Source organism: Mesorhizobium humile (genome assembly GCF_033977215.1).
In the GTDB taxonomy this organism is placed as follows: Bacteria; Pseudomonadota; Alphaproteobacteria; order Rhizobiales; family Rhizobiaceae; genus Mesorhizobium; species Mesorhizobium humile.
The window spans coordinates 224,983-248,261 of the sequence record NZ_JAVIIV010000002.1 but is presented as its reverse complement, the minus strand read 5'-3'; the positions used below and the strand labels follow the sequence as shown (position 1 = coordinate 248,261).

The window sequence follows — 23,279 nt, the reverse complement described above, 5'->3', positions numbered from 1 at the left end:
TTTCTATCTGGAATTGCGTGAAAACAAGCGCTTAGCGCAGCTCAGCGGCAATGGGCGGGACAGCGGCTTTGGAACAGAGCAAACGCATCAGGTTTCGTGAGGACGAGCGCAGCTTGCTGCTGCGTCTGCTGCTTCAGGTCGCAAGCGCACGCGAGCCCGAGATCGCGGCGGTCCTGAGCGGACGCAGGTCGCTTGTCTCCCTCGCCCCGGAACAGCGCATCCCGGCGCTTCAGGCGAGCGGCGTGTGGTTCCAGTTGCTGACGATTGCCGACGAATTGCTTGCCATGCGGGCGCGGCGCGAACTCGAACAGGGCGCGGGTGTCGACGACGTGCCCGGTTCGTTCGCCAGCGTGATTGCCGGGATGGCGGCGAACGGCCACTCGGCGACGGAAGCGCAGGCGGCGCTCGACGAACTCTGCGTCGGCCCGACCATGACAGCGCATCCCACAGAGGCCAAGCGCGTCACCGTGCTGGAGATTCATCGCCGCATCTATCGCAAGCTGACCGAGCTCGACCAGCCGCGCTGGGCGCCGCGCGAACGCGATCTCTTGGTCGCCGATCTCGAAAGCGAGATCGAGCTTCTGTGGATGACGGGCGAGCTGCGGCTGGAGCGCCCGACGGTCGAGCGCGAGATCGCCTGGGGCCTGCATTTCTTCCGCGAAGTCATCTTCGAGGGGACGCCGCAGCTCTATGGCAAGCTTCAGGACGCCTTCGCGCGTCACTATCCGGGCGAGCCAATAAAAATTCCGTCCTTCATGCGCTATGCCTCGTGGATCGGCGGCGACCGCGACGGCAATCCGAATGTGACGGCCGAAGTCACCGCCCACGCCATGGCCGAATACCGCGACACCGCCATAGGCTGGTATCTGACGCAGGTGCAGCGGCTGGTGTCGGTGCTCAGCGCCAGCTCGAACGTCATCGAGCTGCCGGCGACCTTCAGGCAGGTGCTGCAATCAGCGCTTGATAAAAGCGGAGAAGCTGACGAGATCGCCGCCCGCAACCCTGACGAACCGCTCCGCCAGTTCGCTTCTGCCCTGCTTGCCCGGCTGGTCGCCACGCGCGACGGCGGCACGGCGGCGTACCCCTCGGCGGAGGCGTTTCGCACCGATCTGCGCGCGCTGTCTTGGGTTCTGGAAGCGATCGGCGGGCGCGCGGTGGCCAGGCGCTTCGTCCAGCCGCTGCTTTGGCAGGTCGGAAGCTTCGGTTTCCGCACCGTCTCGCTCGACATTCGCCAGAACTCCACGGTCGTCAACCGGGTGCTGGCCGAGCTGTTCGCGCTGACGGATCCGGTCGTCCCAGGCACACCGGGTTGGTCGGCGCGCATTCGCGCAGCCCTCAGCCAGGGCGAGCGGCTGGAGATCGACGAAGGACGGCTCTCGCCGGAAGCGAGCGAACTGCTTTCGACGTTCTCGGTTATCGCCAGGCAAGTCTCGGGCTCCGATGCCGACGCCGTCGGCTCCTTCGTGCTCAGCATGACCCGATCGGCCGACGATCTGCTCGCGGTCTATCTGCTGGCGCAATATTGCGGGCTATCGACCGCGCCAGGTGGCGGCGGCACGATCAGGCTGCGGATCGTGCCGTTGTTCGAGACCATCGCCGATCTGCAGGCCGCCCCTGCCATACTCAACGGACTGCTCGGCGTTTCGCTGGTGCGGCGGACGGTGCGCGATTTCGGCGCGCGCCAGGAAATCATGCTCGGCTATTCGGATTCCAACAAGGACGGCGGATTCCTGGCATCCAATTGGGAACTGGCAAAAGCGCAAAAGCGCCTCGCCGCCATCGGCCGCAAGCACAACACCAGGATCAGTTTCTTTCACGGTCGCGGCGGCTCCGTCAGCCGTGGCGGCGCGCCGACCGGCCGCGCGATCGCGGCACAGCCGCAAGGCACTGTGGCCGGAGCCATGCGGGTGACCGAGCAAGGCGAGGTCGTATCGTCGAAATTCGCCAATCGCGGCACCGGCCTCAACCAGCTCGAGGTCCTCGCCGCCGCCGTGCTGGCGCACGGTATCCGATCAACCGGCGATGCCGGTGCGAAGGAATCGCCGGAGTTCGACGAAGCGCTGGAAGCGCTCGCGGGCATGTCGCAGGCATCCTATGCCGGGTTGATGGCCGAGCCGGGCTTCCTCGACTATTTCAACCAGGCGAGCCCGGTCGCGGAACTGGCGCTCTTGAAAATGGGCTCACGCCCGGATCGCCGTTTCGGTGCCAGCGGCATTGCCGACCTGCGCGCCATTCCATGGGTGTTCGCCTGGAGCCAGAACCGTCACCTGCTGACCGGCTGGTATGGCATCGGCAGCGCCCTGAGCGCCTTCGTCACGGTGCGCGGTGAGACTGGGCGCGAGCTTCTGGCACGCATGTTCGAGCACTCGCGCTTCTTCCGCCTGATCGTCGACGAGGCCGAAAAGACGCTCTACCAGTCCGACATGGAGATTGCGCGGCTCTATGCCGGCCTGGTGTCCGACGGCGATGCTGCCGGACGGATCTATGCGCGCATCGCCGCCGAATACGAATTGACGCGACGCCTGATCGGCGACCTCACGGGAGGCGATCTTTCCGCGCGCTTCCCGATGTTCAAGCGGCGTTTCGACAATCTGCGCCGGCAGATGGACGATATTCACCGGCTGCAGGTCGATCTGCTGCGCGAAGTCCGGACAAGCGCCGCCGCGGCGGAGCAGAAGCGGGCGACCGACGCCCTGCTTGTGTCGATCAACTGCATCTCGGCAGGTCTGGGCTGGACGGGGTAGGCCGTTTGGCCAAACTGCGGAAAAACGTCCTCGCGTCAAACTCTGGCGGCGGTGTGGTCTTCATGCCCGCCGCCGCTTTCATCTTGATCCGAGGGAGCCGCAGGCAGCGACGAGAACAGTCGCTTGCCGGTGCCGAATTCAGCTGGCTTTAGGAAGAATGGTGCGGTCGAGAAGACTCGAACTTCCACGGGTTGCCCCACAGCGACCTCAACGCTGCGCGTCTACCAATTCCGCCACGACCGCACGTGGTAGGAGCCGGAACCGTCCGGCCCGGGGCCTGTAGCAAATCGTTTCCGGCGAAACAAGTGCGCTGAGCGGAATAATCGCGAATGCATGTCGCCCAAAAGTGCGGAGCGGTTTTGGGAGACCGACATGCATCGGACAAAGCGGCTTGCACACCCCTTCCAGGCCCGGCTTCTCGCCGGCGGAACTGGACGTTTTGGCCGATTGCCGCCATATGAATGGAACATCGAGAAAGTTCCATGACAGAACGCAGCCAGATCGCCACGTCGTTCCTGCCGCTCCCCGGTTCGGCGCCGGTGGAATGGATGATCGAGCCCGGGCTCACCGCCTATCCGGACGCGCTGGCCTTCATGGAGGCGCGCGCCGAAGCGATCCGCAGCGGAACGGCAGGCGAGATGGTCTGGCTGGTCGAGCATCCGCCGCTCTACACCGCCGGCACCAGCGCCCGCAGCGAGGACCTGATCGACCCCGACCGCTTCCCGGTCTTTGCCGCCGGCCGTGGCGGCGAATACACCTATCACGGCCCGGGACAGCGCGTGGCCTATGTGATGCTCGACCTGAAGCGGCGGCGCGAGGATGTGCGCGCCTTCGTCGCGGCGCTCGAGCAATGGATCATCTCCACGCTTGCCGCCTTCAATGTGCGCGGCGAGCGGCGCGAGGACCGCGTCGGCGTCTGGGTGGTGCGGCCGGATCGCCCTGCCCTGCCGGACGGCACGCCGGCCGAGGACAAGATCGCGGCGATCGGCATCCGGCTGCGGCGCTGGGTGAGCTTCCATGGCATCGCTATCAACGTCGAGCCGGACCTCGGCCATTTCGGCGGCATCGTGCCCTGCGGCGTCTCGGATCATGGCGTGACCAGCCTTGTCGATCTCGGACTGCCGGTCACCATGGCCGATCTCGACCTCGCGCTGAAATCGGCGTTCGAGGACGTGTTTGGGCCTGCAGCCGTTCCGGTTGCCGAGCCTGCCCGCAAGGCCGGCTGAGAGTCGCTCCGCCGGGAGTGTGTTGAGATTCGGGTCAGGTCGAGACGAAGTCGAAGACGGGCGCGAAGCGACCGAACAAGGTGGATTCCGAGAACCGGCCTACGCCGGCCGTAGCCTTCATGGAGCGAAGACCCCTATGAGGGCTTCGGCCGGCGAAAGCCGGAGCGGAGCGTACTTGAAGTACGTGAGCACCGGAAGCGCAGGAAGCCGCCGTTTGCAGGCCGACCTCATCTGAAACTCAGCACACTCTACATCAGTTGTGCCGAGGCCCACAGCATGCCGTAGCCATGGATGGCGAAGACGGCGAGCAGCGCGCCGGCAATGGCCAGCCGGTCGAAGGGCCGGATCGGCTTCAGCTCGTGTCGCGGCTTTACGCCGCTGCCCATGGTGATCAGGCTGAGGATCGCGAACACCGCGCCGGCGATCAGCAGGAAGCTCGGTGAGAAACCGGCCTGCCAGCCGAGCGCCAGGAGCGCCGACAAAAGCAGGAAGGACGCCAGCGCGAGTGCCGCCGGACCCGGGCAGATCTGGCGCAACACCTGGCCGCCGTCGAACTTCCACACCGGCACCAGATTGGCGATGTTGAACAGCGAGGCGCAGCCGGCAAGCGTGGCCAGGAGCATGGCGGCGAGCCGATGTCCTTCGCCGTTGGCGAAGCCGCTGGCGGCGATCAGCACCGGCACCAGGAAAGCGGAGAAGCCGGCGCCCATAAGCGCCACGAAGGCGACCTCGAAGCGGCTGTCATAGGGCCTGCCGCCGATGGCGATGCCGCCAAGCAGCGGGATGAAGATCATCCGCGCCCGGCGATGCCCGGTCAGCCGGAAGGCGGCCATATGGCCGAGCTCGTGCAGGGCGACCACCGACGTCAGGATCGCGGCAAGGGCCAGGCCGCCGATATTGAGGCCGAAGAACGGCCACAGGATCAAGGCCGAAAGCAGGGCAAAGCCGACCTGGCTCAGCGGACGCTCGAACCAGCCGCCCTTGCGATACGTGCCGGTAGCCGCCCAGACGTCCAGCTTGCGGAGCTCGCGGCGCATGGCGAAGAAACGGAAGATAAGGAACGCGACGCCGCGATAGCGATCGGTCTGGGTAAGCGTGACACGCGTGGCATCGCCCTCGGGCACGAGTTCGGCGGTCTCGCGATAATTCGCCCAGAACGATGGATCGAGCGCCGTGTCGTCGACGACGATCATCGAGAAGTAGCTTCCTTCCTTCACATCCTCGAACCGCGCCTTGCGGTCGATCGGCCGGCCGTCCCGTCCTTCCCAGGAGAGCCGGATCAGCGCCGTCCCCTCGCTGTCCAGGGGCTCGGCGGAAAGGATTTCGCCCGACCACCCGGCATCGCCGCCGAACGGCCACAGCGCCTGCCAGAGGCGATCACGGTCGGCCTTGATTACGCGGCGCGCCGTCACCGTGCGCAGTCCGAGCGGCACGGTCATCAAAAGAAAGATCAGTCCGAGATTGCCGGCCACGAGGGTGACCGTGACGATGACCGACACTTGCCTTCGCTCCCTGTCTTGAAGGAGCAGCCTAACGGCGGCGCGGCCAAGAAAGACTTAACAAACATGGGCGGGCTCTTGCCCGTCCCTGGCGGGCTCTTATCCGTTCCGGGCGGGTCTTCCCCGTCCCTGGGCAGGTTCTCGCCCGCTCGAACAAACGGGCGGGCATTTGCCCGTCCCGTATGGCGGCAAGGCCGCCTGATCACATGGCGCCGATCCAGATCGCCATCGAAACGAGAAAGGTGCTCATGCAAACCAGCGAGACGACATCCTGAACCAGATCAGACATAACTCTCTCCGTTGTTGGTATGTTCGTAATTTGTTCTAATTTTGTTCGAATGTCAACGACCATCCTGGCACGACGACAGGCAGAGAATTTTGCACGGTAAATGAAAGGTTAATCGCTCGCTGCGAGGAAGGCGCTGTGCTGCGAGCGCCCCTTAAGGGCCACGAGATCAAACGCTATCGGTTGCCAACCGTCGCGCGCAACGTGCTGATGGATGCCTGTTGTCTTGGCGGCAGGAGCGCTCGAAACCTACGACTGCGGGCAGCCGCAGGTTTCCCGATTGAAGCCCTGGACGCACCGGTATGAGCCGCCATGCGGACATCCGAAAAGCAGGGAGTAAGCGGTCGACAAAGCGACCGCCAGGAACAACAGCACGACAATCCCGAGAATGACCTTTTTCACGGCGGCCTCCGACCGGCGAGAGGCCGCATTCTATCACGTTCGTGACAGAGGCCTCGCGCTGACAAGCGTCGCCGTCTAAAAGCCGGCTCCAGGCCTACGCTGGGTCGACCCGGCCTTAGAGAGGCACCACCTTGCCCTCGGCCAGCGTCACGCGCCGGTCCATGCGCGAGGCGAGCTCATGGTTGTGGGTGGCGATCAGCGCGGCAAGGCCCGACTGCCTGACCAGTGCCTCGAGCGCGTCGAATACATAGGAAGCGGTGACCGGGTCGAGATTGCCGGTCGGCTCGTCGGCCAGGAGCACCAGCGGCGCGTTGGCGACCGCGCGGGCAATGGCGACGCGTTGCTGTTCGCCGCCGGAAAGCTCGGCCGGCCGGTGCTGCGCGCGCTTGCCGATCTGCATGTAGTCGAGAAGCTGGGCTGCCCGTTCCGAGGCGTCCTTGGCGGGAAGCCCCTTGATCAGCTGCGGCATCATGATGTTCTCGAGCGCCGAGAACTCCGGCAGCAAATGATGGAACTGGTAGACGAAGCCGACATCGTTGCGGCGGATCGCGGTGCGCTCGTCGTCCGACAGCCGGCCGCAGGCACGGCCGGCGAGGATCACGTCGCCCGCGTCGGGCCGCTCCAGCAGCCCCGCCGTGTGCAAAAGGGTGGACTTGCCGGTGCCCGACGGCGCCACCAGCGCCACCATCTCGCCGCGCCGGAGCGAAAAGTCGGCGCCGTTCAAAATGGTGAGCTTGCGCGGCCCCTGGACGTAGTGCCGTTCGACGCCCTTCAACTCGATAATGGCCTCGGCCATCATTCGTACCTCAGAGCTTCGACGGGATCGAGCCGGGCGGCCCGCCAGGCCGGGAACACTGTCGCCAGGAACGACAGGGCAAGCGCCATGATCACGACATAGGTCGTCTCGCGCGGATCCATCTTCGCCGGCAGCTGGCTGAGGAAATAGAGCTCGGGATTGAACAGGATCCTGCCGGTCATCCAGGAGAAGAACTGGCGGATCGATTCGATGTTGAGGCAGATGACGACGCCGAGCAGCACGCCGGCGATGGTGCCGGTGACGCCGATCGCCGCCCCCGTCATCAGGAAGATGCGCAGGATCGCGCCGCGCGAGGCGCCCATCGTGCGCAGGATGGCGATGTCGTGGCCCTTGTCCTTCACCAGCATGATGAGGCCCGAAATGATGTTGAGCGCCGCCACCAGCACGATCAGCGTCAGGATCATGAACATGACGTTGCGCTCGACCTGCAGCGCCGAGAAGAAGGTCTCGTTGCGCTGGCGCCAGTCGACGAGATCGACCGGGCGCTGCGCCGCCTGCTCGACCAGCGGCTTCAGCGCATCGACATTGTCGGGATTGTCGACATAGATCTCGATGGTCTGCGCGCGCCCGTCCATGTTGAAATAGAGCTGCGCCTCCGAGAACGGCATGTACACGATCGAACTGTCATATTCCGACATGCCGACCTCGAAGATCGCCACGACCTTGTAGCCCTTCATGCGCGGCGTGGTGCCGAGCGGCGTCACGTCGCCGTCGGGAGAGATCAGCGTGATCGTGTCGCCGAGCACCAGCCCGAGGCTCTCCGCCATACGCTTGCCGATCGCCACGCCCTCGCCGGTGTCGAAACCGTCGAGCGTGCCCTGCTTGATGTTGCTGGAGACGATCGAAATCTTGCCGAGGTCTTCGCCGCGGATACCGCGCACCAGGGCGCCCGTGCCGCCGCCGACATTGCCTTGCGCCAGCACCTGGCCGTCGATCAGCGGAATGGCGTATTTGACGCCAGCGACACCGTTGATGCGGCTCGCCACCTGGGCGTAATCCTCCAGCGGCGAATCGAGCGGCTGCACGATGAGATGGCCGTTGACGCCGAGGATGCGGGTGAGCAGTTCGGCGCGAAAACCGTTCATCACGGCCATGACGACGATCAGCGTCGCGACGCCGAGCATAATGCCGAGAAAGGAGATCGAGGCGATGACCGAGATCACCGTTTCCTTGCGCCGCGAGCGCAGGTAGCGCCACGCCACCATGCGCTCGAATCCGGAAAAGGCGCCCGCCCCTGATCTGGCCGCTGTCGCCGCCTCGCTCATGCGGCGATACCCAGGCGCTTCTTGGCCTCGGCGATCGGCAGCGTCTCGCGCTCGCCCGACTTGCGGTTCCTGATCTCGACCTCGCCGGCGGCCACGCCGCGCGGGCCGACGATCACCTGCCACGGCAGGCCGATCAGGTCGGCGGTGGCGAACTTGCCGCCCGGCCGCTGGTCGGTGTCGTCATAGAGCACGTCCTTGCCGGCTGAAGTAAGCGCTGCGTAGAACTCGTCGCAGACGCGGTCGCATTCGCCGTCGCCGACCTTCATGTTGATCAGGCCGATATCGAAGGGTGCCACCGCCTCCGGCCAGATGATGCCGTTTTCGTCATGGCTCGCCTCGATGATCGCCGCGACCAGCCGCGACGGGCCGATGCCGTAGGAGCCGCCGGAAGCATAGTGATCCTTGCCGTCGGGGCCGGTCACCTTGGCGTTCATCGGCTTGGAATACTTCTCGCCGAAGTGGAAGATATGGCCGACCTCGATGCCGCGCGCCGAGAGCCGGTCGCCTTCGGCGACTTTCTCCCAGGCCGCCTCGTCATGCATTTCGTCGGTGGCGGCGTAAGGCGTCGTCCATTTCTGCACGATCTCGCCGATCTCGGCATCGTTGGAGAAGTTCGTGCCGGCGCCCGGCACGTCGAGCGACAGATAGGCGCGGTCACAGAACACCTTGCTCTCGCCGGTTTCGGCCAGGATGATGAACTCATGACTGAGATCGCCGCCGATCGGACCGGTGTCGGCGCGCATCGGAATGGCCTGCAAGCCCATGCGGGTGAACGTCCTGAGGTAGGACACGAACATGCGGTTGTAGGCGGCCCTGGCGCCCTCGAAATCGAGGTCGAAGGAATAGGCATCCTTCATCAGGAATTCTCTGCTGCGCATGACGCCGAAGCGCGGCCGCACCTCGTCGCGGAACTTCCACTGGATGTGGTAGAGGTTGAGCGGCAGGTCCTTGTAGGACTTCACGTAGGCGCGAAAAATCTCGGTGACCATCTCTTCGTTTGTCGGCCCGTAGAGCATGTCGCGGTCCTGGCGGTCCTTGATGCGCAGCATCTCCTTGCCGTAGTCGTTGTAACGGCCGCTTTCGCGCCACAGATCCGCCGACTGGATGGTCGGCATCAGGATTTCCAGCGCGCCGGCGCGGTCCTGTTCCTCGCGGATGATCCGGCAGACCTTGTCCAACACGCGCTTGCCCAATGGCAGCCACGAAAAGCTGCCCTGCCCTTGCTGGCGGATCATACCGGCGCGCAGCATCAACCGGTGCGAGACGATTTCGGCCTCGCGGGGATTTTCTTTGAGGATGGGCAGGAAATAGCGCGACAAACGCATGGACTGGTCCGTGAATGAAGATGGCGGCGCGGGGAATCGGCGCACCTTAGGCTGCTTGCCCGGGTTTCATAGCCATTTCATGGCCGAATGGAAACCCGAGTGCCCCAAAGTATCGGGGCCTTCTGCACCTTACCAAAAAGGCGATTTTGGCCGCAAAGTGCCGCAAATGGCTTTTTGATCGATTCACAAGCAAGCCCTGCCGCACTATTGTGCAGTGCAGCACGATATTGCCTGTTTCGAGGCAAAATTCTTCGTGACATTTTCACCTGCCTTGGTCTAGTGTGCCCCGATAACCGAGAGGGCGGAGAAAAATCTGCTCTCCTACGCGGTCAAAGTCTTGGGAGGATGCGATCTAGGCGCGGTAACTCGCTGCCGCCGGACACCGGAAACGGATCGGACGCGTTTAAATTGCAAGGCCTCGTGCCTTGCATTTTTTTTGTGCAATCATCTGCTTAGCACAACCATCTGCCAAACAGCATCAGGCGTGACCAGCCGTTGAAATCGGAAGCCGGCTTCCGATTTCAACCTTGGCGCGCGCATGCTGCCCAATACTTGCGGAGACTGTATCTTCAGCGTCAGTGACTGCCGTTCGGACTAAAGTCCGGCATGATCCGCATGATGTCGTCGAAGCTGAATCCCAGGCCCATCGTAAGACCGTAGAGAACGCCCATCACGATCACCGTCACGATCGTCGCGCGGATGAAGGCGCGCAGCATATGCGGGCCGCGCGGTGCGCTGGAAACGGTGCCGAGCGTGACATCCTGGTCGTCGTCCTGGGTGCGCAGGCTGAACGGAAGAACAACGAACAGCACCAGCCACCAGGTGACGAAGAACAGCGCGGCGAACAGAATCCAGTTCATGCCTGCTCCAGTTCGACGAGCGTGCCGAAGAAATCCTTGGGATGCAGGAACAGCACCGGCTTGCCATGCGCGCCGATCTTCGGGTTGCCGTCGCCCAGCACGCGCGCGCCGCTTTGTTTCAAATGATCGCGAGCGGCCAGGATATCATCAACCTCATAGCAGACGTGATGCATGCCGCCGGAGGGGTTCTTCTCGAGGAACGCGGCGATGGGCGAAGCCTCGCCCAGCGGCTCCAGCAGCTCGATCTTGGTGTTGCCGACATCGACGAACACGACGGTGACCCCATGTTCCGGCAGCGCCTGCGGCGCGCTCAACCGCGCGCCCAGCGTATCGCGATAGGCGGCCATCGCCGCGGCCAGATCCGGCACGGCAAGCGCGACATGGTTCAGGCGTCCAAGCATTGGCGGTTTTCCTTAGGCAGTAGGCAGTAGGCAGTAGGCAGTAGGCAGTAGAGAAGAAGCAAATTTGGCGAGCTGAAACGCAATCGCCTTTCCTATTGCCTACTGCCTAATCCCTATTGCCTATTCCGTCATCTCGTCACAAACACCGTCACCAGCGGCTTCTTGCCCCAGGCTTCGTTGGCGGCGCCGCGCACGGCACGGCGCACCGCTTCCTGCACCAGGTCGAGGTCTTTTCGGCGCTGGCGCGGAATGGAGTCCACCGCGCCGATTGCCGCATCGAGCATCAGGTCCTCCAGCGTCTCGCCGCGGGCATCGGCCTCGGCGACGCCGATCGCCACCAGGTCGGGGTCGCCGGCAAGCTCATATTTGTCGTCGAGCACGACATTGACCGCGACATGGCCGGCAAAGGAAAGCTTGCGGCGGTCGCGTATGCCCATCGCCTGGTCGGTGCCGATCAGATTGCCATCCTTGTAGAGCCGGCCGAACGGCACCTGGTCGATGATCGTTGCGGGACCAGGCCAGAGCCGAAGCATGTCGCCGTCGCGCACCTGCGCCACCTGGCCGATGCCCGACGTCGACATCAGCGAGCCCTGCGCCACCAGATGCGCCGCCTCGCCATGCACGGGAACGCCGATCTGCGGCCGCACCCACTCATACATCTTGCGCAATTCGCTGCGCCGCGGATGGCCGGAGACGTGCACCAGCGCGTCGCCGTCCTCGATGATCTTCATGCCGAGGTCGATCAGCCGGTTCTTGATCTCGAGGATCGCTTTTTCGTTGCCGGGAATGGTGCGCGAGGAAAACACCACCGTATCGCCGGCCGTCAGCGCCACCGACTTCATCTCGTCGCGCGAAAGCTTTGCAAGCGCCGCCAGCGGCTCGCCCTGGCTGCCGGTGCAGATGATCACCAGGTTCTCGCGCGGGATATAGCCGTAGTCTTCCTCGGCGATGAACTCCGGCAGGCCGTCCATATAGCCGAGCTCGCCCGCCACATCGATGACGCGCTTCAGCGAGCGGCCGAGCACCAGGCACTGCCTGCCGGCGTCGCGCGCCGCCCTGGCGATCGAGACGATGCGCCCGACATTGGAGGAGAAGGTGGTGACCGCGACGCGGCCCTTGGCTTTCTCGATGACGCCCTTGAGGCCTTCGCCGACCGCCACTTCCGAGGGCGACTCCCCTTCCCTCAGCGCGTTGGTGGAATCGCAGATCAGCGCCAGAACGCCCTTGTCGCCATAGGCGCGGAAACGCGCCTCGTCGGTCATCGGGCCGATCGTCGGCGCCGGGTCGATCTTCCAGTCGCCGGTGTGGATGACGGTGCCTGCGGGCGTGGTGATCGCCAGCGACATCGGCTCGGGGATCGAATGCGCCACCGGAATGGCCTCGATCTCAAACGGTCCGACGGTGAATTTCTCGCCCGCACGGTAGATCGACGCCGGTATTTTCGGCGCATTCTGCTCGCCCTGCCGCTTGGCTTCGAGCAGGCCGGCGGTGAACGGCGTCATCCATACAGGCGCCTTGAGCTTCGGCCAGATATCGAGCAGCGCGCCGTAATGGTCCTCATGCGCATGGGTGATCACGATGCCGCGCAGCCCGTCGATATTCTCCTCGATGAAGCGCGTATCGGGCAGGATGAGATCGACGCCGGGATGCGCGCTGTCGGGGAAGGTGACGCCGACATCGACGATGATCCATTCGCGCGCGTCGGCGGGCCCATAGCCGTAGAGGGCGAAGTTCATGCCGATCTCGCCGACGCCGCCCAGCGGCGCGAAGACGAGCTCGGCGTTTTCCTTATTCGCCATGAATTCTTTCCTTCCTGGCCGTCAGGCCAAGCCGTTGGAGCAATGCCGGGAAATGCGTGTCACGGTTTCCGTCCGGAATTGCACTGAACAAAATTATACCCGGGCCGAGGCGACAGCGCCGAAATGCACGTCGCCGGCCGCGATCGTCAAAACCGATCCCTTATCGTCGCGGATCACGAAACGGCAGTCCTCGTCAATGGTCTCGAAGACGCCGCGCACCACATTGCCGTCAATTCTGACAGCAACCTCGCCGCCGAGGCCCGCCGCACGGCCAAGCCAGCGCTTTCTGATGGCATCGAGCCCGCGCCCGTTATCCCACATCCGGGCATTCTCGCTCCAGGCATCCGAAAGCGCCAGGAACAGTATCTCGGCGTCGCACTCGGCGCCCAATGCCTGCAGCGACGTCGCCGGATAAGGCAAGTCCTCGGGATAGGCCACGACATTGACGCCTATGCCGACGGCGACTGCGAAACGGCCGCCCTCCAGCATCGCCGATTCCAGCAATATGCCGGCAAGCTTGGCGCCCGAGGCCAGCACGTCGTTCGGCCACTTCAGTTCGAAGCGGTTGCGGCCCTGGCTCGCGCCATCCAAGGCGACGGCGATCCGGCCCTTCGGCACGACGGCGTCGAGCGCGTCGGCCAGCGCCAGCCCTGCGACAAAGCCGAGCGTCGCGGCAAGCCGCAGCTCGCCGCCCGGAACCAGAAGCAGTGTCGCCGCGAGATTGCCTTCAGGCGTTGCCCAGACACGGCCACGGCGGCCGCGACCGCTTTCCTGCTTCTTCGAAACGACCCAGAGCTTGCCGGGATCGCCGGCGCGCGCGTGATCCAGCGCCAGCGCGTTGGTCGAGCCGACGCTGTCATGCGCCTCGAGCCGGAACCCCTCCGACGCCGCGGTTGGAGCCAGCCGAAATGCCATCCCGTCAGAAGAAGGTCTTGGCGGCGGCTTCGGCATAGCTGCCGATCGGCCCGCCGATCAGCACATAGAACAGCACGAAGGCGCCGCTGACGCCGAGCACGAGGCGCAGCTCGCTGGCCATAGGCACGAAACCGCCGACCGGCTCGTCGAACCACATGATCTTGATGATGCGCAGATAGTAGTAGGCGCCCACCACCGAGGCCAGCACGCCGATGATCGCCAGCGCGTAGAGATGCGCGTTGATGGCGGCGAGGAACACGTACCACTTCCCCCAGAAGCCGGCGAGCGGCGGAATGCCGGCCAGCGAGAACATCAGGATGGTGAGGATGGTGGCCATGATCGGGTTGGCCGAGGAAAGGCCGGCGAGATCGCTGATCTGCTCGACATTGCCTTCCTTGCGCCGCATCGCGAGGATGAAGGCGAAGGTGCCCAACGTCATCACCAGATAGATCAGCATGTAGATGGCGACGCCGCGCACGCCGGCCTGGCTGTTGGCGGCAAGGCCGACCAGCGCATAACCCATATGGCCGATCGAGGAATAGGCCATCAGGCGCTTGATGTTGGTCTGGCCGATCGCCGCGAATGCGCCGAGCGCCATCGAGGCGATCGAGATGAAGACGATGATCTGCTGCCAGTCGGCGGCGATCGGCTTGAAAGCGCCCATGGTGACGCGCACGATCAGCGCCATCGCCGCCATCTTCGGCGCCGCCGCCAGGAAAGCGGTGATCGGCGTCGGCGCGCCCTCATAGACGTCCGGCGTCCACATATGGAACGGCACGGCCGAGATCTTGAAGGCAAGGCCGGCAAGCACGAACACCAGGCCGAAGACGAGGCCGAGCTGGCGCTCGCCGCTGCCGAGTGCCGTCGCGATCTCCTGGAAACCGGTGTTGCCGGTGTAGCCGTAGACGAGGCTGATGCCGTAAAGCAGCATGCCCGACGACAGCGCGCCGAGGACGAAATATTTCAGGCCCGCCTCGGTCGAGCGCAGATTGTCGCGGTTGATCGCCGCCAGCACGTAGATCGCCAGCGACTGCAGCTCGAGCCCGAGATAGAGCCCGATCATGCCGTTGGCCGAGATCATCAGCAGCATGCCGAGCGTGCAGAGCAGGATAAGCACCGGAAATTCGAACTTGTCGAAATGTTCCTGGCGCGCAAAGCGCATCGACATGACCAGCGTCACCGCCGAACCGATCAGCGCCAGCATCTTCATGAAGGCGCTGAAGGAATCCTGCACGAAGGCGCCGCCATAGGCAGCGCCCCGCCCGCCGGAGAAGGCAAGCCACAGGCCGGCCACCACCAGCACGATGACGGCCAGCCCGGTCACGGTCATGGTGTTGTTGGAGCGCGAATAGGCTCCGATCATCAGGAGCACCAGCGCGCCGACGGCCAGGATCAGTTCCGGCGTCGAGAGCGAAAGGCTGGAGAGAAGGTCCGGCGTCATGGTCTATTCCCCAGTCAGTTCGCCGCCGCGGTCTGCGCGGAATTGATGGATGCGGTGACGTTGGTGACGAGCGCCTTGACCGATTGGGCCGTCGCGTCGAACACCGGCGCCGGATAGACGCCGAAGAAGATCACCAGCACCACCAGCGGGTAGATAATCGCCTTCTCGCGCGGCGACAGATCGAGCAAGTTCTTCAAGCTGTCCTTGGTCAGCGCGCCGAAGATCACGCGGCGATAGAGCCAGAGCGCATAGGCCGCCGACAGGATGACGCCGGTGGCGGCGAAGAAGGCCACCCAGGTGTTGACCTTGAACACGCCGAGCATGGTCAGGAATTCGCCGATGAAACCGCTGGTACCGGGAAGGCCGACATTGGCCATGGTGAAGATCATGAACACGGCGGCGTATTTCGGCATGTTGTTGACCAGGCCGCCATAGGCGTCGATCTCGCGCGTGTGCATCCGGTCGTAGATGACGCCGACGCACAGGAACAGCGCGCCCGACACGAGGCCGTGGCTGAGCATCTGGTAGATCGCGCCCTGCACGCCTTCCTGGTTCATCGCGAAGATGCCCATCGTGACGAAGCCCATATGCGCGACCGACGAATAGGCGATCAGCTTCTTCATGTCCTCCTGCATCAGCGCCACCAGCGAGGTGTAGATGATGGCTACGACCGAGAGCGTGAACACCAGCGGCGCGAACATCGCCGACGCTTCCGGGAACATCGGCAGCGAGAAGCGCAGGAAGCCGTATCCGCCCATCTTCAAGAGGATGGCGGCCAGGATGACCGAGCCTGCCGTCGGCGCCTCGACGTGGGCATCGGGCAGCCAGGTGTGGACCGGCCACATCGGCATCTTCACCGCGAAGGAGGCGAAGAAAGCGAGCCACAGCCAGGTCTGCATGTTGGCCGGGAAGTGATGCGTCAGAAGCGTCGGGATGTCGGTGGTGCCCGACTGGAAGAACATCGCCATGATGGCGAGCAACATCAGCACCGAACCGGCCAGCGTATAGAGGAAGAACTTGAACGAGGCATAGACGCGCCGCTTGCCTCCCCACACGCCGATGATGATGAACATCGGGATCAGGCCCGCCTCGAAGAAGACGTAGAACAGGACGATGTCGAGCGCGCAGAACACGCCGATCATCAGCGTCTCGAGGATCAGGAAGGCGATCATATAGGCCTTGACCCGCTTCTCGATCGCTTCCCAGGACGCAAGGATGGAAAGCGGCATCAGGAAAGTGGTCAGGATGACGAACAGCATCGAGATGCCGTCGACGCCCATATGGTAGGAGATGCCCGAATCCAGCCAGGCGTGCTTCTCGACGAACTGGAAGCCGGCCTGCGAATTGTCGAAGCCCGTCCAGATGAACAGCGAGACGACGAAGGTGAACGCCGTCGTGATGAAGGCGATGGCGCGGATGTTGCGGCGCGCGTTTTCGCTGTCGTCGCTGATGAACAGGATGAGCAGAACACCAACCAGCGGCAGGAAGGTGACCAGCGAGAGGATTGGCCAGTCGGTCATCAGAGCATCATCCAGGTGACGAGAGCGGCCACGCCGATCAGCATGGCGAAGGCGTAGTGGTAGAGATAACCGGTCTGCAGCTTGACGACGCGGTTGGTGACGTCGACGACGCGCGCCGAGATGCCATCCGGGCCGAGCCCGTCGATGATCGTGCCGTCACCGGTCTTCCACAGGAACCTGCCAAGGCGTTTGGCCGGCTGCACGAAGAGGAAGTCGTAGAGCTCGTCGAAATACCACTTGTTGAGCAGGAAGCCGTAAAGCAGGCGGTGATTGGCGGCTACGCTTCCGGGCAGTTCCGGTGTGCGGATGTAGAACTTCCAGGCAACCGCCAAACCGATGATCATGGCGACGAAGGGCGCCAGCTCCACCCAGAGCGGCAGCTCGTGGATCTCGTGCAGGATGTGGTTGTCCGGCAGCGTGAACAGCGACGCCTTCCAGAACTCGGCATAGCCCTCGCCGATGAAGGCGCCGTGGAAGATGATGCCCGCGAACAGCGCGCCGGCGGCGAGCACATAGAGCGGCACCAGCATCACCGCTGGCGATTCATGGACATGATGCATGACCTCGTGGCTGGCGCGCGGCTCGCCGTGGAAGGTCATGAAGATCAACCGCCAGGAATAGAAGCTGGTGAAGCAGGCGGCGACCACCAGCAGGATGAACGCGAAGCCCGCGACCGCATTGTGGCTGGCGAACGACGTGGCGATAATGGCGTCCTTGGAGAAGAAGCCGGCGGTGCCGATCACCGTTGCAGGGATGCCGACGCCGGTCAGCGCCAGCGTGCCGATGATCATCATCCAGTAGGTTGCCGGGATGAGCTTCCTCAGGCCGCCCATCTTGCGCATGTCCTGCTCGTCGGACACGGCGTGGATGACCGAGCCGGAGCCGAGGAACAGCAGCGCCTTGAAGAAGGCGTGCGTGAACAGATGGAAGATCGCCGCGCCATAGGCGCCGACGCCCAGCGCCACGAACATGTAGCCGAGCTGCGAGCAGGTCGAATAGGCGATGACGCGCTTGATGTCGTTCTGGACGAGGCCGACCGTTGCCGCGAAGAAAGCGGTGAAGGCACCGATGAAGGTGACGACGGTCAGCGCCGTATGTGACAGCTCGAACAGCGGCGAAAGCCTCGCCAGCATGAACACACCGGCGGTCACCATGGTCGCCGCGTGGATGAGCGCGGAGACCGGGGTCGGGCCTTCCATCGCGTCCGGCAGCCAGGTGTGCAGCGGCACCTGCGCCGACTTGCCCATGGCGCCCATGAAGAGCAGCAGGCAGACCACCGTCAGCGCCGCCTGCTTGTCGAGCGCATGGCCGAGGAAGGTGAGCACGGCGGCGCCCGCTGGCGCGCCTTCGGCCGGCAGGTAGGTGGCCGCATTGGCGAAGATGGTGCCCAGGTTGACCGAGCCGAACAGCACGAACACGCCGAAGATGCCGAGAGCGAAGCCGAAGTCACCGACGCGGTTGACGACGAAAGCCTTGATGGCGGCGGCGTTGGCCGACGGCTTCTTGTACCAAAAACCGATCAGCAAATAGGAGGCAAGACCGACCCCTTCCCAGCCGAAGAACATCTGGATGAGGTTGTCGGCCGTCACCAGCATCAGCATCGCGAAGGTGAACAACGACAGATAGGCGAAAAAGCGCGGCCGGTTCGGATCGTGATGCATGTAGCCGATCGAATAGATGTGAACCAGCGCCGACACCGTGTTGACCACGACCAGCATCACCACCGTCAGCGTGTCGACCCTCAGCGCCCAGGAGGCGTCGATGCCGCCCGACTGGATCCAGCGCAGCACCGGCACGGTGAACACCTCGCCATGGCCGAAGCCGACGGTGAAAAAGGCAATCCACGACAGCACCGCCGCGATCACCAGGAAACCGGAGGTGATGTATTCGGAAGCCTTGGCGCCGAGCGAATTGCCGAACAGGCCGACAATCAGGAAGCCAAGCAGCGGAAGGAAGACGATAGCCTGATACATGATGGTTCCCGTCAACCCTTCATCGCGCTCACGTCTTCGACCGCGATCGAGCCGCGGTTGCGGAAGAAGACGACAAGAATGGCAAGACCGATCGCGGCTTCCGCGGCCGCGACCGTCAGCACGAACAAGGCGAAGACCTGTCCGACGAGGTCATGCAGCGCCGCCGAGAACGCGACGAAATTGATGTTGACCGCGAGCAGGATGAGCTCGATCGACATCAGGATGACGATGATGTTGCGGCGGTTCAGGAAGATGCCGAACACGCCGAGCGTGAACAGGATCGCCGATACGGTCAGGTAATGTGCAATGCCGACGACCATCTCAGATGCCCTCGCCCGATTTGACCTTGCGGATTTCCATGCCCGTCGCCGGCGTGCGGCCGACCTGCGCGGCGATCGACTGCCGCTTGACGCCTTCCTTGTGGCGCAGCGTCAGCACGATGGCGCCGATCATGGCGACCAAGAGCACCAGGCCGGAAATCTGGAAATAATAGAGGTAGTCCGTATAGAGGATATCGCCGAGCGCGGCCGTGTTGGAGCGCGCGGCGAGGTCCGGCGTTGCCTTGGCGACCGTCGAGGCAAGCTGCGGCGCGAATGTGTAGCCGCCGAGCACGACGATCAGCTCCGCCGCCAGGATCAGCCCGACCATCGCGCCGATCGGCGCATATTGCAGGGCGCCCTGCTTCATCTCGGCGAAGTCGACGTCGAGCATCATGACGACGAACAGGAACAGCACCATGACCGCGCCGACATAGACGACGAGCAGGATCATCGCCAGGAACTCGGCGCCGGTCAGCATGAACAGGCCCGCGGCGTTGAAGAAGGTGAGGATCAGGAACAGCACGGAATGCACGGGGTTGCGCGACGAAATGACCATGAAGGCCGACGCCACGGCGATAAAGGCGAAGAGGTAGAAGAAGGCCGCCTCTAGTCCACTCAGCATGGGTTCCCCCGGGTTCCTGTCCGAACAGGACGTTCGTCCTGTTTGATTTTTGCGACCGCCTCCGGCCGGCAAGTTGCGTGTTCCTATCGCATGTTTCGATCGGGTTGAAAGACCCGATCGAAAGAAACATGCGACACTCTTTCATTCCGGAGGATGATCTTGTCCGAAAAGTCTGCAACTTTTCGGGATCATCCTCTGGACGAGGCCCCTCGCCCCGTCCATGCGTCAAATGTCAGCGATAGGGCGAGTCCAGCGCGATGTTGCGCGCCAACTCCCGCTCCCAGCGATCGCCGTTCGCAAGCAGCTTTTCCTTGTTGTAGTAAAGCTCCTCGCGCGTCTCGGTCGCGAATTCGAAATTCGGCCCCTCGACGATGGCGTCGACCGGGCAGGCTTCCTGGCAGAAGCCGCAATAGATGCACTTCACCATGTCGATGTCGTAGCGCACGGTGCGGCGCGTGCCGTCATTGCGGCGCGGGCCGGCCTCGATGGTGATGGCCTGCGCCGGGCAGATCGCCTCGCAGAGCTTGCAGGCGATGCAGCGTTCCTCGCCGTTCGGGTAACGGCGCAGCGCATGCTCGCCACGGAAGCGCGGGCTGGTCGGCCCCTTCTCGTGCGGATAGTTGATCGTTTCCTTCGGAGCGAAGAACTGGCGCATCGAAAGGAAGAAGGCGCTGACGAAATCCTTCAGCAGCAGCGATTTTGCGGCCTGGGCCAGAGCGGACATCACGCAAACCCCGTGATCTTGAGGAACGCCGCGGTGGCCACGACCATGAACAGCGAGATCGGCAGGAAGACTTTCCAGCCCAGCCGCATCAGCTGGTCGTAGCGGTAGCGCGGCACGAAAGCCTTCACCATCGAGAACATGAAGAACATCAGGCAGATCTTCAGCACGAACCAGATCACCCCCGGCACCCAGGTGAAGGGCGCGAAGTTGAACGGCGGCAGCCAGCCGCCGAGGAACAGGATGGTCGCCAGCGCGCACATCAGTACGACGGCGACATACTCGCCGAGGAAGAAGAGCAGGAATGGCGTCGACGAATATTCGACCATGTGGCCGGCGACGAGTTCCGATTCCGCCTCCACCAGATCGAAAGGCGGGCGGTTCGTCTCGGCAAGCGCGGAAATGAAGAACACCACGAACATCGGCAACAGCGACAGCCAGTGCCAGTCGAGGAAGGTATTGGGCAGGCCGAGCCTGGTGCCGAGGCCGTCCTGCTGCGCCATGACGATGTCGGAGAGGTTGAGCGAGCCGACAGTGAGCAGCACGGTGACGATGACGAAGCCGATCGAGACCTCGTAGGACACCATCTGCGCGGCCGAGCGCAGCGCGCCCAGGAACGGGTATTTCGAATTGGACGCCCAGCCGCCCATGATCACGCCATAGACCTCAAGCGAGGAGATGGCGAAGACATAGAGGATGCCGACATTGATGTTGGCGATCGCCCAGCCCTCATTGACCGGAATGACCGCCCAGGCCGAAATCGCCAGCACCGCCGACACCAGCGGGGCCAGCAGGAACACGCCCTTGTTGGCGCCCGACGGGATCACCGGCTCCTTGAAGACGAATTTCAAAAGGTCGGCGAAGGCCTGCAGCGTGCCCCACGGGCCGACGACGTTCGGGCCGCGCCGCAATTGCACCGCCGCCCAGATCTTGCGGTCGGCGTAGAGCAGGTAGGCGACGCCGATCAGAAGGACGACGATCAGCACGACCGACTTCAACAGGATCAGCAGCGCCGGCAGCACGTAGAAGGAGAAGAACGTTTCCATGCTTATTCCGCCGCCTGCTTGAAGCCGCTCTTGGCCAGCGCCGAGCATTCGGCCATCACGGCCGACGCCCGCGCGATCGGGTTGGTGAGATAGAAGTCCTTCACCGGCGAGGTGAAGGTGCCCTTGTTCAGTCGGCCGCCGAGCTTCGCCACCTTGGCGATGTCGTCGCCGCTGCCGGCCTGCACCTGGTCGATGCGGGCAAGATGCGGGAATTCGCCATAGAGCTTGGCGCGCAGCTGCGCCAGCGAATCGAAGGGCAGCTTCTTGCCGAGCACGTCGGAGAGCGCCCGCACGATCGCCCAGTCCTCGCGGGCCTCGCCAGGAGCGAAGCCGGCGCGATTGGTCTGCTGCACGCGGCCTTCCGTGTTGACAAAGGTGCCGGACTTCTCGGTGTAGGCGGCGGCCGGCAGGATGACATTGGCGCGGTGCGCGCCGGCATCGCCATGCGTGCCGATATAGACGACGAACGCGCCACCGGTCCTGGCCATGTCGATCTCGTCGGCGCCGAGCAGGAAGAGCACGTCGGTGTCGCCCAGCATGCCGGCGACGTCCTTGCCGCCCTCGCCCGGCACGAAGCCGACGTCGAGGCCGCCGACTCTTGCCGCCGCGTTGTGCAGCACCGCAAAGCCGTTCCACTCGGCCGTGACCGCGTTGACGGCGGCCGCGAGCTTCGCCGCCTGGCCGAGCACCGCGGCGCCGTCGGCACGTGCCAGCGCGCCCTGGCCGACGATGATCAACGGATGCGTGGCCTTGCTCAGCACTTCGAAGAATTTGCCGGTGCCGTCCGCCAGCCCTTTCAGGGATTCCGGACCGGCGCCGATGAGCTCATAGTCGTAGCGCGTGTCGCCGATCTCGCCGATGACGCCGACCGGCAGATTGCCGACGCGCCAGCGCTTGCGGATGCGGGCGTTGAGCACCGAGGCCTCGAAGCGCGGATTGGCGCCGATGATCAGCACCGCGTCGGCCTGCTCGATGCCCTCGATGGTCGGGTTGAAGATGTAGCTGGCGCGGCCGAGCGACGGATCGAGCGCGGCGCCATCCTGGCGGCAGTCGATGTTCTTCGAGCCGAGCGCCGCCATCAGAAGCTTGAGCGCATAGATTTCCTCGACCGCCGCGAGGTCGCCGGCGATCGCGCCGATCCGCTCGGGCGCCGCCTTGGCCACCTCGTCCTTGATGGCGGCGAAGGCTTCCGCCCAGCTTGCCGGTGCCAGCTTGCCGTTCTTGCGAACGTAAGGGCGGTCGAGACGCTGCGTGCGCAGGCCATCCCAGATGAAGCGGGTCTTGTCGGAGATCCACTCCTCGTTCACCTGTTCGTTGACGCGCGGCAGGATGCGCATCACCTCGCGACCGCGGCTGTCGACGCGGATCGCCGAGCCGACGGCGTCCATGACGTCGATTGATTCCGTCTTGGTCAGTTCCCACGGCCGCGCCTGGAAGGCGAACGGCTTGGAGGTCAGCGCGCCGACCGGGCACAGGTCGATGACGTTGCCCTGCAGTTCCGACGTCATCGCCTGTTCGAGATAGGTGGTGATCTCGGCATCCTCGCCGCGGCCGATCAGGCCGAGCTCGGAAATGCCGGCGACCTCGGTGGTGAAGCGGACGCAGCGCGTGCAATGGATGCAGCGGTTCATCACTGTCTTGACCAGCGGGCCGATATACTTGTCTTCGACCGCGCGCTTGTTCTCGTGATAGCGCGAGGAATCGACGCCGAAGGCCATCGCCTGGTCCTGCAGGTCGCATTCGCCGCCCTGGTCGCAGATCGGGCAATCCAACGGATGGTTGATCAGCAGGAATTCCATCACGCCTTCGCGGGCCTTCTTGACCATCGGCGTGTTGGTGAAGATTTCCGGCGGCTCGCCGTTCGGACCGGGGCGCAGGTCGCGCACGCCCATGGCGCAGGACGCCTGCGGCTTGGGCGGACCGCCCTTCACCTCGATCAGGCACATGCGGCAATTGCCGGCGATGGACAGCCGCTCATGGAAGCAGAAGCGCGGCACTTCCGCGCCGGCGTCCTCGGCCGCCTGCAGCAGCGTGTAATGGTCGGGTACCGTGATCTCTTTCCCGTCGACCTTTAGCTTTGCCATTCGCCTCAAACCC

General features: G+C 64.0%; 18 protein-coding genes and 1 tRNA gene. 2 read left to right on the top strand and 17 right to left on the bottom strand.

What is annotated here, in order from left to right; all coding sequences use genetic code 11:
- Window positions 1–113: 113 nt before the first annotated feature.
- Window positions 114–2,744 carry a phosphoenolpyruvate carboxylase gene (locus tag RFM52_RS04085; RefSeq protein WP_320295253.1) on the top strand — a complete coding sequence of 877 codons (2,631 nt, stop codon included), beginning with the start codon at window positions 114–116 and terminating at the stop codon, window positions 2,742–2,744.
- A gap of 158 nt (window positions 2,745–2,902) precedes the next feature.
- On the opposite strand, the gene RFM52_RS04080 is transcribed toward RFM52_RS04085, so the two are convergent.
- Window positions 2,903–2,987: transfer RNA gene (locus tag RFM52_RS04080), tRNA-Leu, on the bottom strand.
- A gap of 239 nt (window positions 2,988–3,226) precedes the next feature.
- On the opposite strand from RFM52_RS04080, the gene lipB reads away from it, so the two are divergent.
- The gene (gene lipB, locus RFM52_RS04075; protein ID WP_320295252.1) at window positions 3,227–3,970 is read left to right on the top strand and encodes a lipoyl(octanoyl) transferase LipB; all 744 of its coding nucleotides are present in this window, start codon (window positions 3,227–3,229) and stop codon (window positions 3,968–3,970) included.
- A 248-nt stretch (window positions 3,971–4,218) separates the two neighbouring features.
- On the opposite strand, the gene RFM52_RS04070 is transcribed toward lipB, so the two are convergent.
- The 16 genes from RFM52_RS04070 to nuoG form a co-directional block, all read right to left on the bottom strand.
- Window positions 4,219–5,469, bottom strand: a complete 1,251-nt coding sequence (locus RFM52_RS04070; RefSeq protein ID WP_320295251.1) for a site-2 protease family protein — start codon at window positions 5,467–5,469, stop codon at window positions 4,219–4,221.
- A gap of 803 nt (window positions 5,470–6,272) precedes the next feature.
- Window positions 6,273–6,953, bottom strand: coding sequence for an ABC transporter ATP-binding protein (locus tag RFM52_RS04065; RefSeq protein ID WP_320295556.1), 681 nt, complete (start codon window positions 6,951–6,953; stop codon window positions 6,273–6,275).
- Window positions 6,953–8,239, bottom strand: a complete 1,287-nt coding sequence (locus tag RFM52_RS04060; protein ID WP_320295250.1) for a lipoprotein-releasing ABC transporter permease subunit — start codon at window positions 8,237–8,239, stop codon at window positions 6,953–6,955. Before RFM52_RS04060 ends, RFM52_RS04065 begins: the two co-directional genes overlap by 1 nt.
- The gene (gene proS / locus RFM52_RS04055) at window positions 8,236–9,564 is read right to left on the bottom strand and encodes a proline--tRNA ligase (RefSeq protein ID WP_320295249.1); all 1,329 of its coding nucleotides are present in this window, start codon (window positions 9,562–9,564) and stop codon (window positions 8,236–8,238) included. The genes RFM52_RS04060 and proS overlap by 4 nt, the downstream gene beginning before the upstream one ends.
- A 575-nt stretch (window positions 9,565–10,139) precedes the next feature.
- Window positions 10,140–10,424, bottom strand: coding sequence for a DUF1467 family protein (locus RFM52_RS04050; RefSeq protein WP_320295248.1), 285 nt, complete (start codon window positions 10,422–10,424; stop codon window positions 10,140–10,142).
- Window positions 10,421–10,825 (bottom strand): methylmalonyl-CoA epimerase, encoded by a 405-nt coding sequence (gene mce / locus RFM52_RS04045; RefSeq protein WP_320295247.1) that lies wholly within the window; start codon window positions 10,823–10,825, stop codon window positions 10,421–10,423. The genes RFM52_RS04050 and mce overlap by 4 nt, the downstream gene beginning before the upstream one ends.
- A gap of 128 nt (window positions 10,826–10,953) precedes the next feature.
- Window positions 10,954–12,624, bottom strand: a complete 1,671-nt coding sequence (locus tag RFM52_RS04040; protein WP_320295246.1) for a ribonuclease J — start codon at window positions 12,622–12,624, stop codon at window positions 10,954–10,956.
- Window positions 12,625–12,717: 93 nt separating this feature from the next.
- The gene (locus RFM52_RS04035; protein WP_320295245.1) at window positions 12,718–13,539 is read right to left on the bottom strand and encodes a biotin--[acetyl-CoA-carboxylase] ligase; all 822 of its coding nucleotides are present in this window, start codon (window positions 13,537–13,539) and stop codon (window positions 12,718–12,720) included.
- Window positions 13,540–13,543: 4 nt separating this feature from the next.
- Window positions 13,544–14,980: an NADH-quinone oxidoreductase subunit NuoN gene (gene nuoN / locus RFM52_RS04030; RefSeq protein WP_320295244.1), complete on the bottom strand. Its 1,437-nt coding sequence runs from the start codon at window positions 14,978–14,980 to the stop codon at window positions 13,544–13,546.
- Window positions 14,981–14,994: 14 nt separating this feature from the next.
- Complete coding sequence (locus tag RFM52_RS04025; RefSeq protein WP_320295243.1) at window positions 14,995–16,500, bottom strand: NADH-quinone oxidoreductase subunit M; 1,506 nt, start codon at window positions 16,498–16,500, stop codon at window positions 14,995–14,997.
- Window positions 16,500–18,473 (bottom strand): NADH-quinone oxidoreductase subunit L, encoded by a 1,974-nt coding sequence (gene nuoL, locus RFM52_RS04020; RefSeq protein WP_320295242.1) that lies wholly within the window; start codon window positions 18,471–18,473, stop codon window positions 16,500–16,502. Before nuoL ends, RFM52_RS04025 begins: the two co-directional genes overlap by 1 nt.
- Window positions 18,474–18,484: 11 nt before the next feature.
- Window positions 18,485–18,793 carry an NADH-quinone oxidoreductase subunit NuoK gene (nuoK, locus tag RFM52_RS04015; RefSeq protein WP_027168992.1) on the bottom strand — a complete coding sequence of 103 codons (309 nt, stop codon included), beginning with the start codon at window positions 18,791–18,793 and terminating at the stop codon, window positions 18,485–18,487.
- 1 nt (window position 18,794) lies between these two features.
- Window positions 18,795–19,415, bottom strand: a complete 621-nt coding sequence (locus RFM52_RS04010) for an NADH-quinone oxidoreductase subunit J (protein ID WP_320295241.1) — start codon at window positions 19,413–19,415, stop codon at window positions 18,795–18,797.
- A gap of 232 nt (window positions 19,416–19,647) precedes the next feature.
- Window positions 19,648–20,139 (bottom strand): NADH-quinone oxidoreductase subunit NuoI, encoded by a 492-nt coding sequence (gene nuoI / locus RFM52_RS04005; RefSeq protein WP_042643165.1) that lies wholly within the window; start codon window positions 20,137–20,139, stop codon window positions 19,648–19,650.
- Complete coding sequence (nuoH, locus tag RFM52_RS04000; protein ID WP_320295240.1) at window positions 20,139–21,182, bottom strand: NADH-quinone oxidoreductase subunit NuoH; 1,044 nt, start codon at window positions 21,180–21,182, stop codon at window positions 20,139–20,141. Before nuoH ends, nuoI begins: the two co-directional genes overlap by 1 nt.
- A 2-nt stretch (window positions 21,183–21,184) precedes the next feature.
- Window positions 21,185–23,266 (bottom strand): NADH-quinone oxidoreductase subunit NuoG, encoded by a 2,082-nt coding sequence (gene nuoG, locus RFM52_RS03995; RefSeq protein WP_320295239.1) that lies wholly within the window; start codon window positions 23,264–23,266, stop codon window positions 21,185–21,187.
- Between the last annotated feature and the right edge of the window lie 13 nt (window positions 23,267–23,279).

Coding starts and splice junctions, on each gene's coding strand:
- nuoG (WP_320295239.1), bottom strand. CDS start 23,266: ATGGCAAAGCTAAAGGTCGACGGGAAAGAGATCACGGTACCCGACCAT.
- nuoI (WP_042643165.1), bottom strand. CDS start 20,139: ATGTCCGCTCTGGCCCAGGCCGCAAAATCGCTGCTGCTGAAGGATTTC.
- nuoK (WP_027168992.1), bottom strand. CDS start 18,793: ATGGTCGTCGGCATTGCACATTACCTGACCGTATCGGCGATCCTGTTC.
- RFM52_RS04035 (WP_320295245.1), bottom strand. CDS start 13,539: ATGGCATTTCGGCTGGCTCCAACCGCGGCGTCGGAGGGGTTCCGGCTC.
- nuoH (WP_320295240.1), bottom strand. CDS start 21,182: ATGGAAACGTTCTTCTCCTTCTACGTGCTGCCGGCGCTGCTGATCCTG.
- RFM52_RS04025 (WP_320295243.1), bottom strand. CDS start 16,500: ATGACCGACTGGCCAATCCTCTCGCTGGTCACCTTCCTGCCGCTGGTT.
- RFM52_RS04010 (WP_320295241.1), bottom strand. CDS start 19,415: ATGCTGAGTGGACTAGAGGCGGCCTTCTTCTACCTCTTCGCCTTTATC.
- nuoN (WP_320295244.1), bottom strand. CDS start 14,980: ATGACGCCGGACCTTCTCTCCAGCCTTTCGCTCTCGACGCCGGAACTG.
- RFM52_RS04065 (WP_320295556.1), bottom strand. CDS start 6,953: ATGGCCGAGGCCATTATCGAGTTGAAGGGCGTCGAACGGCACTACGTC.
- proS (WP_320295249.1), bottom strand. CDS start 9,564: ATGCGTTTGTCGCGCTATTTCCTGCCCATCCTCAAAGAAAATCCCCGC.
- RFM52_RS04040 (WP_320295246.1), bottom strand. CDS start 12,624: ATGGCGAATAAGGAAAACGCCGAGCTCGTCTTCGCGCCGCTGGGCGGC.
- mce (WP_320295247.1), bottom strand. CDS start 10,825: ATGCTTGGACGCCTGAACCATGTCGCGCTTGCCGTGCCGGATCTGGCC.
- RFM52_RS04060 (WP_320295250.1), bottom strand. CDS start 8,239: ATGAGCGAGGCGGCGACAGCGGCCAGATCAGGGGCGGGCGCCTTTTCC.
- RFM52_RS04050 (WP_320295248.1), bottom strand. CDS start 10,424: ATGAACTGGATTCTGTTCGCCGCGCTGTTCTTCGTCACCTGGTGGCTG.
- nuoL (WP_320295242.1), bottom strand. CDS start 18,473: ATGTATCAGGCTATCGTCTTCCTTCCGCTGCTTGGCTTCCTGATTGTC.
- lipB (WP_320295252.1), top strand. CDS start 3,227: ATGACAGAACGCAGCCAGATCGCCACGTCGTTCCTGCCGCTCCCCGGT.